At 58.0% G+C, this 13423-nt stretch carries 16 protein-coding genes and 2 pseudogenes; 2 read left to right on the top strand and 16 right to left on the bottom strand.

Translation table 11 applies throughout. The features are described 5' to 3' along the window. Positions 1–6: 6 nt before the first annotated feature. Together ACM1ZW_RS10325 and ACM1ZW_RS10320 are read right to left on the bottom strand one after the other, a co-directional pair. A pseudogene (locus tag ACM1ZW_RS10325) lies at positions 7–231 on the bottom strand (type II toxin-antitoxin system RelE/ParE family toxin); the annotation flags it as partial. A gap of 46 nt (positions 232–277) precedes the next feature. Further along, positions 278–433 (bottom strand): annotated as a pseudogene (locus ACM1ZW_RS10320) (CopG family transcriptional regulator); the annotation flags it as partial. Positions 434–1045: 612 nt separating this feature from the next. On the opposite strand from ACM1ZW_RS10320, the gene ACM1ZW_RS10315 reads away from it, so the two are divergent. Beyond that, positions 1046–1408 carry a DUF6124 family protein gene (locus ACM1ZW_RS10315; RefSeq protein ID WP_416740492.1) on the top strand — a complete coding sequence of 121 codons (363 nt, stop codon included), beginning with the start codon at positions 1046–1048 and terminating at the stop codon, positions 1406–1408. Positions 1409–1500: 92 nt separating this feature from the next. On the opposite strand, the gene ACM1ZW_RS10310 is transcribed toward ACM1ZW_RS10315, so the two are convergent. The 6 genes from ACM1ZW_RS10310 to ACM1ZW_RS10285 form a co-directional block, all read right to left on the bottom strand. After that, on the bottom strand, positions 1501–2343 hold the full coding sequence (locus ACM1ZW_RS10310; RefSeq protein WP_416740491.1) for an oxidoreductase: 843 nt from the start codon (positions 2341–2343) through the stop codon (positions 1501–1503). Positions 2344–2410: 67 nt separating this feature from the next. Beyond that, positions 2411–3121: an SDR family NAD(P)-dependent oxidoreductase gene (locus ACM1ZW_RS10305; RefSeq protein ID WP_017335962.1), complete on the bottom strand. Its 711-nt coding sequence runs from the start codon at positions 3119–3121 to the stop codon at positions 2411–2413. Between the two features lie 42 nt (positions 3122–3163). Further along, positions 3164–3820, bottom strand: a complete 657-nt coding sequence (locus tag ACM1ZW_RS10300) for a DsbA family oxidoreductase (protein ID WP_017335961.1) — start codon at positions 3818–3820, stop codon at positions 3164–3166. After that, positions 3817–4038 (bottom strand): tautomerase family protein, encoded by a 222-nt coding sequence (locus ACM1ZW_RS10295; RefSeq protein WP_008025002.1) that lies wholly within the window; start codon positions 4036–4038, stop codon positions 3817–3819. The genes ACM1ZW_RS10300 and ACM1ZW_RS10295 overlap by 4 nt, the downstream gene beginning before the upstream one ends. A gap of 211 nt (positions 4039–4249) precedes the next feature. Beyond that, positions 4250–4534 (bottom strand): helix-turn-helix domain-containing protein, encoded by a 285-nt coding sequence (locus ACM1ZW_RS10290; RefSeq protein ID WP_017335959.1) that lies wholly within the window; start codon positions 4532–4534, stop codon positions 4250–4252. After that, the gene (locus tag ACM1ZW_RS10285; RefSeq protein ID WP_416740806.1) at positions 4524–4841 is read right to left on the bottom strand and encodes a transcriptional regulator; all 318 of its coding nucleotides are present in this window, start codon (positions 4839–4841) and stop codon (positions 4524–4526) included. Before ACM1ZW_RS10285 ends, ACM1ZW_RS10290 begins: the two co-directional genes overlap by 11 nt. Before the next feature lie 455 nt (positions 4842–5296). Here ACM1ZW_RS10285 and ACM1ZW_RS10280 point away from each other — a divergent pair, with 455 nt between their 5' ends. Next, positions 5297–5578 (top strand): DUF3077 domain-containing protein, encoded by a 282-nt coding sequence (locus tag ACM1ZW_RS10280; protein WP_017335958.1) that lies wholly within the window; start codon positions 5297–5299, stop codon positions 5576–5578. A 312-nt stretch (positions 5579–5890) separates the two neighbouring features. On the opposite strand, the gene ACM1ZW_RS10275 is transcribed toward ACM1ZW_RS10280, so the two are convergent. From ACM1ZW_RS10275 to ACM1ZW_RS10240, 8 genes are all read right to left on the bottom strand, one after another. Then, on the bottom strand, positions 5891–6664 hold the full coding sequence (locus ACM1ZW_RS10275) for a DeoR/GlpR family DNA-binding transcription regulator (RefSeq protein WP_017335954.1): 774 nt from the start codon (positions 6662–6664) through the stop codon (positions 5891–5893). 55 nt (positions 6665–6719) lie between these two features. Next, positions 6720–7721, bottom strand: a complete 1002-nt coding sequence (pdxA, locus tag ACM1ZW_RS10270) for a 4-hydroxythreonine-4-phosphate dehydrogenase PdxA (protein WP_017335953.1) — start codon at positions 7719–7721, stop codon at positions 6720–6722. Between the two features lie 5 nt (positions 7722–7726). Further along, complete coding sequence (locus tag ACM1ZW_RS10265; RefSeq protein WP_416740490.1) at positions 7727–9007, bottom strand: four-carbon acid sugar kinase family protein; 1281 nt, start codon at positions 9005–9007, stop codon at positions 7727–7729. Then, positions 9004–10017: a 2-keto-3-deoxygluconate permease gene (locus ACM1ZW_RS10260; RefSeq protein WP_416740489.1), complete on the bottom strand. Its 1014-nt coding sequence runs from the start codon at positions 10015–10017 to the stop codon at positions 9004–9006. Before ACM1ZW_RS10260 ends, ACM1ZW_RS10265 begins: the two co-directional genes overlap by 4 nt. Before the next feature lie 263 nt (positions 10018–10280). Then, complete coding sequence (locus ACM1ZW_RS10255; protein ID WP_033037147.1) at positions 10281–10595, bottom strand: type II toxin-antitoxin system YafQ family toxin; 315 nt, start codon at positions 10593–10595, stop codon at positions 10281–10283. After that, a complete protein-coding gene (locus ACM1ZW_RS10250) occupies positions 10561–10851 on the bottom strand; it encodes a type II toxin-antitoxin system RelB/DinJ family antitoxin (protein WP_416740488.1) in 291 nt (96 codons plus the stop codon). Before ACM1ZW_RS10250 ends, ACM1ZW_RS10255 begins: the two co-directional genes overlap by 35 nt. A 330-nt stretch (positions 10852–11181) precedes the next feature. After that, positions 11182–12474 carry an OprD family porin gene (locus ACM1ZW_RS10245; protein WP_416740487.1) on the bottom strand — a complete coding sequence of 431 codons (1293 nt, stop codon included), beginning with the start codon at positions 12472–12474 and terminating at the stop codon, positions 11182–11184. A 242-nt stretch (positions 12475–12716) separates the two neighbouring features. Further along, a complete protein-coding gene (locus ACM1ZW_RS10240; protein WP_416740486.1) occupies positions 12717–13385 on the bottom strand; it encodes a DsbA family protein in 669 nt (222 codons plus the stop codon). Positions 13386–13423 lie beyond the last annotated feature (38 nt).

The raw sequence follows: 13423 nt of genomic DNA, 5'->3' as shown, positions 1-13423 counted from the left end.
CTCTCGCCACTTGGCACGAGGACGTTGCCGTGTGTGAAACACACCGAGAATTTGCAGGCGATCACCGCGTACCCGGTAGGGAATGAGATAAGACCAGTTGGGTACTGCCCATTCGCGTGTGTTTTTGTCTCGACCTTCACGGCCCATGGATGGGAATTCGACCAGCTTGTCTAAGCTGGCAAAGATCGCATCGGAGAAATCGTCAGCAGCCTTGGGGTTTTCAAGGGTAATTTAGCTAGCTTCGTCTTCCAGGTTTTTGAGGGCTTTTTCCAGCCACTCAACCCGCACTCCTGCTCCAGCGCCGGGCGCGCATCGCCGCTACCTGATCATCGGAGGCGAATTTTCCCTGATCGGCCTCCCGCACCGCCTGCTCGATCTGTGCCGTCAGTGTCTTTTCGTGCTCGATGTAGTCACGAAGAGCGTCCATCGCCAGGATATTCCGGTCATGGCAGCCATCGACGGTGAACGTTTGTCAGGCATCTTACGCCGGCAAGCGCTCACTTGAATTGGCAGGTCGTCGCGAGGTGTTTCACGATGCTTTTCGTTTCAGGCTAACGGCTTTATGGCTCCCCTTTCACTTTCGTAGCTAACGATGCGCTGAATCTCAGACTCCCAAGCACGAAGACCGTCGGAGATTTCCTCGTTGCTTAGTCGAAATGCTCTCTTGAAAGGCGTGCATATCGGATGCATGGCTTGCTTAGCGATGCTTGTTTAAAGGCGTTACGCGTCACCTCCGGAAAGCTACAAAACCTTGCGGCATTACCTACAGGTACGCCAGACTCCGCCGGCTTGTGCGGTTTAAGCCCGGGTTCTATGGTTGATCTGCCACTGCTCATCAGTGGTCGGGTTTAGCAGCCTGCGGTTTACCAATGCACGTGCATCCATCACACAGGTGTTTTTCCATGCCTGTTGTTTGATGGTGGCTGTACGTAGGGCGCCTTCGGGCGCGCCGGTTTTGTGGTATTCCCCGGTCTGCTAACCTGCGTGCAGCTGCCACCCTTTCGTTTAGCAGCGAGGGATTGGCACCTAATTTGGAATGCCATTTATGACTAAGGTAACTCCCGATCCCCCGAATGCGGATAGCGCATCCCCTCACCAAAGCTTCGATACAAAAAAGCCTGACAAAGCCGCAGATCGCAACGTCGAAGATGATCACCTGTCCTTCGCCAACATCCGAGCCACCCCTCGCACACCTTGCACGATGTACATCGTCAATCCGGAAGTCGATGTTCAAACTCTACTGGACTCTGTGTCGGAATCGCTGGCATCTGCCTGCGTAATCACTATGGATCTGGCAGACCGAGAGACGGGGACGAGTCGCAATACTTTGTTGGGCATCTTTGAAATCATCATGCTGGCGGAAATCTCGGTGAACCGGGCACTAGACCAACTCGATCCTATTGAATAAGCCACGCTCATATTCCGTGAAATCCCCATCTGTAGAAAACGGGCATTTCACGGATTTAATTCAATGGGTCGGTGAGCTTTGTCTGTATGAACTCAGTCGAACTCCGTCGATGCGGAAAGGTGCTCCCAGGCATCAATCTCCGCCTCAAGCCGCGCAATTTTCTCCCGCACCAACCTCACCGCATCCTTACCCAATAACAAATGAACCGGCGGTTTCTCCGCCGCCACCAGGGTCAACAATGCCTGCGCTGCCTTGTGCGGATCTCCCGCCTGCTTACCACTCTTCTCTTCACGCGCCTTGCGGACCGGATCGAACACCGCGTCGTACTCACTAAAAGCGCGGCCCGACCGAATCATCGAGCGCCCCGCCCATTCGGTACGAAACGAGCCCGGTGCCATGGCCGTCACGTGGATACCCAGGCTTTCCACTTCTTTGGCCAGTGCTTCACTGACGCCTTCAAGGGCGAATTTGCTGCCGCTGTAGTAGGCGATGCCCGGCAAGGTGATGAAGCCGGCCATGGAGGTGATGTTGACGATGTGCCCGCTGCGTTGCTCACGCATGCCGGGTAGAACCGCCTTGATCATCGCGACCGCGCCAAACACGTTAACGTCGAACTGGCGCTGCATTTCCGCCAACGGCGACTCTTCGAGAATCCCCTCATGGCCATAACCGGCGTTGTTCACCAGCACGTCGATCCGGCCTACTTCGCGCAGGATTTCGGCCACCAACGGATCAATTGCCGGGTAATCGGTGACGTCGAGCACGAATGCCCGGGCGCGGTGGGCGTCCAGCGCCTCGAACGCTGCACGTTCGGATTCGCGCCGCACCGTACCGACCACCGTATGCCCCGCCGCCAGCGCTGCTTGCGAAAAGGCCAGGCCGAAGCCTGAGCTGACCCCGGTAATCAGGAAAACCTTGTGGACGTGGGTGTTCATGGTGCGTTCTCCAAATGAAAACGCCGTCGATCGTGATCGACGGCGCTGCGGACAGTCAGGTCAGGTCTTAGTGACCGGCGCTCTGCCCACCATCCACGTGCAGGATTTCGCCAGTCACAAAGTTGGCGCTGTCCAGGTACACAACGGCCTGCGCGATGTCGCTGATTTCGCCCATGTGGCCGACCGGGTGCAGAGCGCCCAGTGCTGCGTGGGTTTCTTCGCCGTGCATCGGGGTTTTGATGATGCCTGGGGAAACCGCGTTCACCCGAATGCCGCGCTTGGCGTATTCGATGGCCAGGGATTTGGTCGCCGCGTTCAGGCCACCTTTGGTCAGCGAAGCCAGTACCGATGGCACGCCGTCGATGGCGTGATCGACCAGGCTGGTGGTGATGTTGACGACGTGGCCGCTGCCTTGTTTTTCCATCTCGTTGATGGCGAGTTGGGTGATGTAGAAGAAGCCGTTCAGGTTCACCGACAGCACATTGGCGTAGTCTTCAGCGGTGTACTGGGTGAACGGTTTGGCGACGAAGATACCGGCGTTGTTGATCAGGGTGTCGACGCGGCCGAAACGTGCGATGGCTTCACGGATGACTTTTTGAGCGACTTCCGGGTTGCCGATGTCGCCGGCCACAGTGAGGATGTCCGGATCGGTGGATGGCTTGATCGAACGCGAAGTGGCAACGACTTTGTAATCCAGATCACGGAATGCCTTGACCATGCCTGCGCCGAGACCTTGGGAGGCGCCAGTGATAACGATGACTTTTTTCGAATTGCTCATGATGAACCTCAACTGATAAATGATGGTTTAAAAAGTAATGAATCAGGCTTCGGCGGGTTCCTTCGCCATTTGTCTCAACATCTGCTCGTAGTACTCGACCGACTGTGAACCCGACACCAGGTGACGACCGTTAAGCACCATGGCCGGAACCGAATTGATGCCGTGTTGCTGGTAAAACGCTTCAAGTTCACGCACTTCTTTGGCGAACGCGCCGGACGCCAACACGTCTTGAGCCGCTGCCGCATCCAGTCCCGCTTCTGCTGCCAAACGAACCAGCGTCTCGCGATCGCTCGGGTTCTGGCCGTCAGTGAAGTAAGCGCGTAGCAGGATTTTTTTCAGTGCAACCTGCCGCCCTTCCTGCAACGCCCACAACAGCAACCGATGCGCATCAAACGTGTTGTAGAAGTGGCTGCGCTTCTCCAGATCGAAGGTGAAACCGATGGCCTTGCCGCGTTCGATCTGCATGGCTTTACCGGCGGCAACGTCTTGGGCGGTGCGGCCGTATTTGCGCATCAAGTGCTCGACGGCTTTCTCGCCTTCCGGCGGCATGTTGGGGTTCAACTCGAAGGGCTTGTAGGTCAGCTCTACCGAGACTTCACCGGCCACGTTCGCGATCGCCTGCTCTAACGCCGTCGCGCCCAATGCACACCAAGGGCACACCACGTCGGAAATGAAATCGATGGAGACGGATGCAGTCACGACTTGCCCTCCTTTTCAGCCAGTTGCTTGCGGTACTGGGTGGTGGTGATGCCGGCGTAACCCCAGTTATCGGTGTCGACTTCTTCGATCACGATGTGGGTCAGGTGCGGGTCCTTCTTGAGGACGCGTTCCAGTGTTTCAGTGATTTCAGCGATCACCTGAGCTTTCTGCTCAGAGGTAACGCCATCGCGGGTAATGCGTACGCTTACGAAAGGCATGAGGAAGATCTCCAGTGACCTGCTCATCGGGATGATGGGTAGGTGTTGGAGCTCAATGTAGGAGTTTGGGGGGTGGGGATAAAGGTGGGGGCGGGAACATCATTCGTTACGTGGTGTAATGACTAGCTCGAGATATGCGCTGAAAAAATGGAACAGTGATCTTTAAATGGCCAGATTGGTTACGTGAAACAAATCTGGCCTTTCCCTAGTCCTAGACTGCTTGCAGGTCACGCAACGCCTCAGGATGCTGACTCGCAACACGCAGCAGCGTTTGCGCCGCCCCCGTCGGTTGCCGACGCCCTTGCTCCCAATCCTGCAACGTTCGCAAACTGACTCCAATCAGTTTAGCGAATGCACTTTGAGAAATACCCACTTTGGCACGCGCTTCAGCAGCTGCTGACAGCGGCACCTCTGTCACGCGAGCCGCTTTGCCGGCTTTCATTTGACGTACAGAGTCCAGCAAGTCCTGCTGGAATTGCTCCAGTTCATTGACCATTGCTGATTTCCTCCTTCAGTTGCTTAAAGAAGGCTGCGGGTAAATTGTCGAATTTCGCGTTGGTATAGGCGATAAGCAACCAGATGGAGCCTTCTGAAAGCGTGATGTAGTAAATAACACGTGTACCACCTCGTTTGCCCATCCCGCTACGGGACCAACGAACCTTGCGCATACCACCGCTGCCAGGAACCATATCGCCGGCCAACGGGTTAGCCGCCAGCCAGGTAATGAATTCATGGCGTTCGCCATCGTCCCAGATGGATTCAGCGTAACGCTTGAAAATTTCGGTTTCGATAATCGTGAAAATGAGCCCGACTATACGGCTTTGCCGTACAGTTGAGCAATGCTCGATCTTCTGATCTCCACCCTGAAATTTTCCACCCACGCCACCACCTAGCCACGATTGCGCATCCGCAGCCCTCAAGCTACCTTCAACCCGTCGCTGCCAATTCAGCGACCGGGCCTGAGAACCCAAGTAAGATACAGGCGCACAAGCGCCCCAAATCACGTTGCCGGCGCTTTTTTGTGTCTGCCTTTCCGTGTAATGGCGGCTGTGCGTGGGAGACCTTCGGGTCTGCCGGGTTCCTGTATCTCCGGTTTCTCAGCCCGCGCATAGCTGCCACCCATTCGCCTGAGAACGAACGTGTTAGCTCTAACTTTGACTCAGGAGTTTTTGCTAATGCCCGCTATCGATCCGTCTAAAATTTGCGCTACTGCTTCACTGGTCACCACCCACCGCCGCCCAAAAAACGGAGGTGCCCAATGACCAACCCTCAAGATCTAAAAACCATTGGCCTGACTCCCTTCTCCTATCACGACAACCAACCTCTATTCCGAATCAATCGGGATGTCCCGATCATCCGAGCGCTTCACCACGCATCAGATCTGCTCCACATCTCCAAATTGCTGGCATCAGACGCAGCCATGATTCGCGATTCCGACCGGCATGCTTGGGCGTCGCATTTTTTACAGGATATGAGCAAGGCAATCATTGATGATGTGGCGAAGGTGCTTGATGCGCCGGGTAGCAACTGCAGCCAGTGACGTTGTCTCTAAATCGCACGCATAAAAAGCCCCGAATCAATCGGGGCTTTTTGCATTCAATGCGTCCGCTTCGCAGCGTATGAGGCCATAACGTGTCGCAATTTTTCACTTTTTGCGACACGTCTTGAGAACGTGTCGCTGCGAACGACATGTTGGAGGAACGTGTCGCCGAAATTGGATTTCTGCGACATGAGCCTTGTAGAGAGGGAGGTTGCTGCCGCCTTGAGTGCAAAAAACGGCGTTGCTTGTGAGATTTTTTGGGGCCGATACGCGACCCAGCGCGAGCAAGCTCGCTCGCCACAGGGGGTGCAATTATTCGATGGTTACGGTTTCCACGGTGATTTGCTTGAGGGCATGAAACGGTGCGAGTGCCGCTTCATCGGCGGTGGCACCGGTGATCAATCGCCACTCTCGCTCAATCGGCGTCCAATGCTGTTGGCGGGCGCGGCCGAGTTTGTCGGTATCCGCTAACACCACAATCTGCGCAGCCCGCTTGATGATGCATTCCTTGAGATACGCCTGTTGCGCACTCGCCTCGCACAATCCAAATTCCGCGACCACGCCGTCCGCACCGAGGAAGGCTTTGTCGACACTCAATCGGCTCAACGTCAGCTCGGCCAACGGCCCCAGCGTGCTCATGCTCGAACCGCGCAAATCGCCGCCGATCAAGGTCAGGCGAATACCCGGCGCGTTGGCGAGGGTCATCACGGCCAGCAGGTTATTGGTGACCACGTGCACGTCTTGTCGCGAGCACAAATGATGGGCCAGCGCGGCGCAGGTGGTGCCGCCGTCGAGCAGCACGGTATCGCCGTCCTGGACGTGGGCCGCAGCCGCTTGGGCGATGGCGTCCTTCTGTTCCCACTGGCTGGTTTTGCGTTCTTCGAGGGAAGCTTCCGGCTCATGAACGCCGACCACGGAGGTGGCGCCGCCATAGGTGCGCACCAGGTGTCGCTGTTTGGCGAGCATGGTGAGGTCGCGTCGCACCGTGGCTTCCGAAACCCCGAGCGCCGCGCTCAATTGCTCGACGTTGGCATCGCCAATGCGTACGAGGTCGAGGATGGCGCGGTGGCGTTCGGAGGCTTTCATGGCGGGTCTCGCGTGGTGGACGGTGGTCGATCTTACACGACAGCGCCCGTGCGGCTCATCCCCGTCGCGTGGCCAGCTCTGCACCCTGGCGCAGCGCTTCGAGCAGGCTGCGTTCATCGGCGATGCCTTTGCCCGCGATGTCGAATGCGGTGCCGTGGTCGACCGAGGTGCGGATCACGTCGAGGCCTACGGTGACGTTCACGCCAGCTTCAAGACCGAGCACTTTGACCGGGCCGTGACCCTGGTCGTGATACATCGCGACCACCAGATCGAAGTCGCCGCGGCCAGCGCGGAAGAACAGCGTGTCGGCCGGCAGCGGACCGGTGACGTCGAGGCCGCGTTCCTGCAACAGCTTCACCGCCGGGATGATTTTTTCTTCCTCTTCGCCATAACCGAACAGGCCGTTTTCACCGGCATGCGGGTTGATCCCGCACACGCCGATTCGTGGACGGGCAATGCCGGCCTTGATCAGCGTCGCGTTGCCGCGCTCGATGGTGCGCTGGACCAGGCCCGGCTCGATCTTGCGGATCGCGTCGATGATGCCGATGTGGGTCGTGACGTGGATCACCCGCAACTGCGGCGCCACCAGCATCATCGACACTTCGTCGACGTTGGTCAGGTGCGCGAGCATTTCGGTGTGGCCAGGGTACTTATGACCACCGGCGTGCAACGCTTCCTTGTTGAGTGGTGCGGTACAAATGGCATCAATCTGGCTGGCTTCGGCCAGTTGCACGGCACGGGCAATGTATTGATAGGCAGCGTCACCGGCGATGGCCGACAGTTCGCCGAACGGCAGGTCGTCGGGGATCAGGTCGAGGTCGATGCAGTCGATGACGCCGGCCTCGTAACGCGCTTCGGACGCGTCCTTGATACGGCGCACTTTGGCGCTGCCACCGACGATGACATTGGCCTGTTCGAGGCGACGGGCATCACCAATCACCAGCGGCCGGCATTGTTGGTAGACGATGTCGTGAGTCAGGCTCTTGACGATGATTTCCGGACCGACACCCGAGGCGTCGCCCATGGTGATACCGATGACGGGCAGGTAGTTGCTCATAGTGTTCATTCGAGTCCTTGGATTCGTGTGCGTTGGGGCGGGGAGCGATCGGCGCTGTCGCTCAGGTGTTGCCATGCCGCATACAAGGCGTTATCGGTGCCGAATGCGCCGGCCTTGGTCACAATGCCGGGGCGATGACCTTGCCGGGAAACCGTTGGCCGGGCGTAGGCAACCCCGGCTTCGATTTCGGTGAGTAGTTGCAGGCTGTCGATGCCGACGGTGGTCAGTATGGCCCGTGCGGTCTCGCCGCCCGTGGCGATCAGGCCGCCGACCTTGGCGAAGTGTGGTTCTACCAATACGGCCAGCATGTTCGAGAGTTGCGCGCCTTCCTGCGGATCGAACGCATCATCGCGGCCGATGCGCAGCAGCAGGTCGCTCCAGCCGTCCAGTTGCTCGCCGATCCGCGCTTGCCACAACGCCCAGTCGCCATGGGTTGTGCCTTGGCGAAGGACCTCGGGCGGGACGACCAGTTCGCTGACGCCACCACGTTCCTTGAGCAACTCGCATTGCCGCTCGCAAACGCCGGACAGGCTGCCGACGAGGATCAGAATGGATGCCTGGCTTTTTTCCTGCGCGGTCGGTTCCAGGGTTGTGAACCGCGCTTCGGAGAAGTCAGAAAGGCTGGCGATTTCCCGCGCCAGGCCGCCCGAGCCGATCCAGAACAACGGCTGATCCATCGACGCGGTCAGGCGAGCGAGGGTCAGCAGATCGTCTTCGGTTTGCGCATCGACGATCAACGCCTGGGTGCCGCTGCGGGCGACTTCGGCGATGTGGTGCGCGAGCGCCTTTTCGTTGCCGCGCAAGGTGTCGAGGTCCAGCTTCGCGGTGCTCAGGCCGGCGGCGATGAGCATGGCTTCGACGTCAGCCGGGCGATCGGCGTTTTCGAGTTTCCAGGTGTCGGTGGTTTCCAGCGGCTGGCCGTTCACGAACACCCGGCCGCCGCGCAACGTGCGACCTGTAGCGGGGAACGCCGGGGCGACGATGGCCAGTCCGGCCAAGGGTTGCAGGGCGGCGACCTCCGCCGCCCAGTTGCCGCGCAGGGTCGAATCGATTTTCTTGTACAGCCGCTGCCCAGGCTGATGCAGTGCCTTGAATGCCGCAACGGTGCGCTCGGCGGCTCGATCCGGTGACAGGCGCCGAGTGTCTGTGTCGGCGGCAATCACCTGAGCATCGGCCTTGTCGTTCAAGGGATCGAGCGTGACCACCGTTTGCAGCCCGACGCTCGCAAAACCGATGGCGCAATCCGCCGCACCGGACAGATCATCCGCGATGATCAGAATCCTCATCGCAGGGCCTCCTGCTTTTGGGGTTCGATCTCCTGCTCAGGGATGACGACGGCGTTGCGTTGTTGTATGCGCTTGGCAACAGCGGCGGTGAGTATCGGCGCAAGGATCGCGGTGACCACCACGCAGGCCGCTACCAATATGGTCGCGCTCTTGGCGGCTTCGGCGTAAACGGGATTCGCCGCTGCGATCAGCGCAGGAACGGCTGCAGCGTTCCCGGCGGTGGTGGCCGCAGCAACACCGGCGACGCCTGTGCCACCGGTCAAACGATCAGCGAAGAACAACGGAATACCGGTCAGCACAACCACCGCAACCCCCATGCCCAGACCCAGCAAACCGGCCTGCCAGACGTTGTGCAGGTCCAGGCTGGCCCCCAGCGCCAACGCGAAGAACGGGATCATCACTGGGACAGCCTTGGCCAGGAAGTCGCGCATGTCACGGTCGAGATTGCCCAACAACATGCCCAGCGCCAGCGGCAGGATGCTGCCCACCAGCGTCGGCCACGGGAACGCCGACAGACCGGCGATGCCCAGGGTGACCATGGTCAGAAAAGGCCCGGACTCCAGGGACATGACCGAGTAGGCACCGACGTCTTCGGACCGACCGTACTGCCCCATCAGCGCCATGTACAAGCCACCGTTGGTGTCGTTCATCGCGGCGACCACTGCCAGCGTCGAGATGCCGGCGAACAGGCCGGACGAAATCGGCTGCTCGCCGAGAAAATGCCCGAGCACAATGCCGATGAGCACGGCGATGCCGACTTTGGTGATGAGCAGCGTGCCGCCCTTCTTGAGCAAGTAAGGCGTGGCTTTGATGTTGATGCTCGCGCCCATGCAGACATAGAACACCGCGAGGATAGGCAGCGCCCCGGTGAACAGTGCATTGGTGAAGGAGCCGAAAAACTTGGGCGTGTCAGGCATGAAGGTAGCGACCAGCGAACCGATCAGCAGGGGCACGATCATCATGCCGCCCGGGATGCGTTCAATGGTGCGCTTGATAGGGAATTGGGCCACGAGGGTCTCCTTTTATAATTGTGGGGTAAGACGTGTTTCACCTCGAAACTGACTGAAACAATCAAGCAATGATTGATTCAGTCAAATTTATCTTAAGCTCTCGCTATAGAATGCGCAAACCAATCATTCAAATGATCGTTTTGATCATTTGAATAGGAAAACTTGGCTGGGAAAGGTCAATCGAGTCGTCCTGTGAAGCGGTCCAGAGCCTTGCAGCGCTCACAAAAAAGCCCCGAACATGTCGGGGCTTTTCTTTACAGACGCTACTTGAACAACTCTGAATGACTTCCTAGATCAACAAATGTGATGAAATCGGAGCGTGTGTGCTCATAAATCATCAAGAAATCACCGCCTATATGACACTCTCGAAAACCAGCCCAATCACCCATCAAGGCATGGTCCAGGTATTCCGGTGGCAACGGTTCACCCAGAAACAGCATGACCATCACTTGGCGAACTTCATTCATGTCACGGCGCCCGGCACGCTTGTAACGGTCCCACGACTTCTTGAATTCTGACGTTTGTGCACATTGCCTGGGCAGCTCAGCGCGCTTTTGCTTTTTCTCCGGTTTCGCCATCAGCGTCCCTCAACATGTCGTCTATCGAGTCGAACCGCTGGCGAATCTCACGTGCTTCTCTCATGGCGCGGGCCGTTTTTTCCGAAGGCACGCGTACCTCAAACGGGAGGCCCTGGGTCGCTACGACCTGACGAAGAAAAAGCCGCATGGCGTCACTGATGTTCAGGCCGCAAGCGTTCAGGACTTCAGTAGCACGCGCTTTCAATTCCTCATCAATGCGGCAACGCACGTCGGTGGTTTTCAGCAATACACCCATGGTAATGACCTCATTTCTAATTTGTAGCTACATTGGCGCTACCTCAAGCATTTTGGTTGAGCAGGCTATTGGGGGTCAACTTCAGCGTGATGGACGGCTCCACCGTTTGAGGAGCGCTGACAATCAACTGAATTTCTCGTCCGGTATTTCAATCGATTAATCCAGTGATGAATATCGGCTTGTTCCCCTTCGGTACTGGGAACTGTCCTGATCCGATGCAGGAAATAACCTAAGCGCCTGAACGCTTTTTGATAGGCGAAAAAAAGCCCCGAACATGTCGGGGCTCATCTTTCTCAGCCTTGAATCAGGCGTCGATACTGCAACCGATCATCAGAAAATGTTGATCGGGTAGTCCACGAACACACGTACTTCGTTGCCGCTGACGTTGTATTCGCTGGATTTCTGCGCCACGCGCAGGATCGAGCTACGCAGTTTGATGCTCAAGTCTTTGGCCGGGCCGCTTTGCACGACGTACTTGAACTGGTTGAAGATTTCGCGCTCGGTACCGCCTTCGCTGGTGGAAGTGGTGATGTTGTCGCCGCGCACGTAAGCCACGTTGTAGCTCAGACCAGGAACGCCGAACGTGCTGAAATCCAGACCGTAGCCCAGCTGCCAGCTGCGTTCGTCTTCGGCGTTGAAGTCGGACCAGTAGGAGTTCGCCAGGTAGATGGTGTTGCCGCCATCACCGACGCGACCTTGATCCTTCTGATAGCCGCCGTAGGCGTAGCCCAGGTTGCTGTCGCCGGTGCTGCGCTGGTGCGCGACGGTGAACGAGTGCGGGCCGGTGGCGAAGGTCGCTGCCAGGCTCCAGATCTTGTTGTCGTCACCGGTCGCACCGCTTTCGCGGACGTAGGAATCTTCCAGCTTGGTGCGGTAGCCGTTGAAGTCCAGGGTCAGGGACTGATCCTTGTCGATCGGGAACACGTAGTTGGCGTTCACGTATTGTTTCTTCAATACGTCTTCAACGTCAGACGCGTACACCGCCGCCTTGAACTGTTCGGTGAACTGGTAGCTGCCGCCCAATACGTTGATCGACTTCAAGCCACCGCTGTCACGGCCTTCAGCGCTCTTGCGCGATTCGGCAGTGAAGCGACCGGCGTTCAGCTCCAGGCCTTTGATCTCCTTGGAGGTGATCAGGGTGCCGGTGTAGCTTTCCGGCAGCAGGCGCGAGTTGTCGTAGCTCAACACCGGCAGGGCCGGCATCTGGTCGCCGTAAGTCAGCGTGGTGCTGGAGAGGCGGAATTTGACCGCTGCGCCACCTTTGGACAGGTCATCGGCGGCGTCGCCGGTTCCATTGTCACCCTTTTTGAAGAAGTCGATACCTTGTGCGCCGGTGCGGCCCTTGCCGCCATCCAGACGCAATGCGTACAGACCGAACGCGTCCACACCCACACCGACGGTGCCTTGGGTGAAACCGGACGAGAACGTGCCGATGGCCGCTTGGCCCCACTCGGCTTTGTCCGGTCGGCCGTCTTTGTAATCACGGTTCATGTAGGCATTGCGCAGCAGCACTTTGAGGCTGCTGTCTTCAACAAAACCCTTGGATTCGGCCTGGTCGTTTGCCATGGCCTGTGTCGCGCTCAACATCCCCAGAGCGATCAGGCTGATTCGCTTGTTCAACATTTTGTTCTTTTCCTTATTACGGGTTGATACGCGCTGTGTCGAACGGCTGAAACGGCGCTATCGCACTCTTTTTTCACCCCGAAACAAAAAGGCCCGCCCACGAAAAATCGCGGCGGGCCTTTTTATTATTTTTGAGTCATGGCGGTTGGCCACAGGCGTTGAGGCGAATCCTAGTCCCGCCCTGAACCCTGTGTCAATTTCATGAATCGTCTGTGAATAGGCGAAAATCGTCTAAGAATTTTCTAATTGCAGCCGTTGAGCCCACAGGTTTGAAACCCGGATGAAGCGGCGTGTGCGGGAAGCGACTGCATCAGCCAGGCCGCAAAGGCTTGCGGCTTGCCGAACCACGGCCCGATGTCGACCAGCGTGAACTGGCCACCCTGCTCCAGTGCGAAGGTCGGGAAACCATGACCACCGATGCTGGCCAACAGGTCGCGACTGGCCTTGATGTGGCGATCGGTGTCGGCGTTTTTGAATGCGGTCTGAAAGGCTTCAGGTTCCAGGCCGATCTCGTGGGCGAGTTCAAACAACACCGCTTCATCGGCAATGCGCCGACCTTCCACGTAATGCGCGCTCTGCAAACGGCCCAGCAACGCCAGTCCACGGTCAGCGACCTGATCAGCCGCCAGTACGGCGGCAATCGGCGGCGCAGAATCGAACACCGCCGTCTCATCGCGCAGCAAACCTTCGAAGTAGGCCTCGCCGAATGGCTGCGCGGTGTACTCGGCGATTCGCCGATCGTGGGGCATCACGTAGTTGCGCAACTGTGGCGAGACGTTCTTGCGGTGGGCGCCGGTCATCATGCCGCCGCCATGGGCAATCACCTGAAGAATTGCCCGGGCTGTTTGCACCAGTGGTTTTGCGCCGTAGCACCAGCCGCACAATGGGTCGTAAATGTAATGAAGGATCATGGGAGGCTCCGGCGAAAGGGTAGGAAATTCGATGCCGG

Origin of the sequence: Pseudomonas sp. NFX71 (assembly GCF_048079215.1) — a bacterium.
Classification (GTDB): domain Bacteria; phylum Pseudomonadota; class Gammaproteobacteria; order Pseudomonadales; family Pseudomonadaceae; genus Aquipseudomonas; species Aquipseudomonas fluorescens_B.
The sequence above is the reverse complement of the archived record's forward strand: the minus strand, read 5'-3'. Positions and strand labels throughout refer to the sequence as shown.

What these genes read in the sequence shown, in the direction of transcription:
- ACM1ZW_RS10245 (WP_416740487.1), bottom strand. Translation starts at nt 12,474, where the DNA reads ATGTTGAACAAGCGAATCAGCCTGATCGCTCTGGGGATGTTGAGCGCG.
- ACM1ZW_RS10310 (WP_416740491.1), bottom strand. Translation starts at nt 2,343, where the DNA reads ATGAACACCCACGTCCACAAGGTTTTCCTGATTACCGGGGTCAGCTCA.
- ACM1ZW_RS10280 (WP_017335958.1), top strand. Translation starts at nt 5,297, where the DNA reads ATGACCAACCCTCAAGATCTAAAAACCATTGGCCTGACTCCCTTCTCC.
- ACM1ZW_RS10250 (WP_416740488.1), bottom strand. Translation starts at nt 10,851, where the DNA reads ATGGGTGTATTGCTGAAAACCACCGACGTGCGTTGCCGCATTGATGAG.
- ACM1ZW_RS10240 (WP_416740486.1), bottom strand. Translation starts at nt 13,385, where the DNA reads ATGATCCTTCATTACATTTACGACCCATTGTGCGGCTGGTGCTACGGC.
- ACM1ZW_RS10290 (WP_017335959.1), bottom strand. Translation starts at nt 4,534, where the DNA reads ATGGTCAATGAACTGGAGCAATTCCAGCAGGACTTGCTGGACTCTGTA.
- ACM1ZW_RS10295 (WP_008025002.1), bottom strand. Translation starts at nt 4,038, where the DNA reads ATGCCTTTCGTAAGCGTACGCATTACCCGCGATGGCGTTACCTCTGAG.
- ACM1ZW_RS10275 (WP_017335954.1), bottom strand. Translation starts at nt 6,664, where the DNA reads ATGAAAGCCTCCGAACGCCACCGCGCCATCCTCGACCTCGTACGCATT.
- ACM1ZW_RS10305 (WP_017335962.1), bottom strand. Translation starts at nt 3,121, where the DNA reads ATGAGCAATTCGAAAAAAGTCATCGTTATCACTGGCGCCTCCCAAGGT.
- ACM1ZW_RS10315 (WP_416740492.1), top strand. Translation starts at nt 1,046, where the DNA reads ATGACTAAGGTAACTCCCGATCCCCCGAATGCGGATAGCGCATCCCCT.
- ACM1ZW_RS10255 (WP_033037147.1), bottom strand. Translation starts at nt 10,595, where the DNA reads ATGGCGAAACCGGAGAAAAAGCAAAAGCGCGCTGAGCTGCCCAGGCAA.
- pdxA (WP_017335953.1), bottom strand. Translation starts at nt 7,721, where the DNA reads ATGAGCAACTACCTGCCCGTCATCGGTATCACCATGGGCGACGCCTCG.
- ACM1ZW_RS10265 (WP_416740490.1), bottom strand. Translation starts at nt 9,007, where the DNA reads ATGAGGATTCTGATCATCGCGGATGATCTGTCCGGTGCGGCGGATTGC.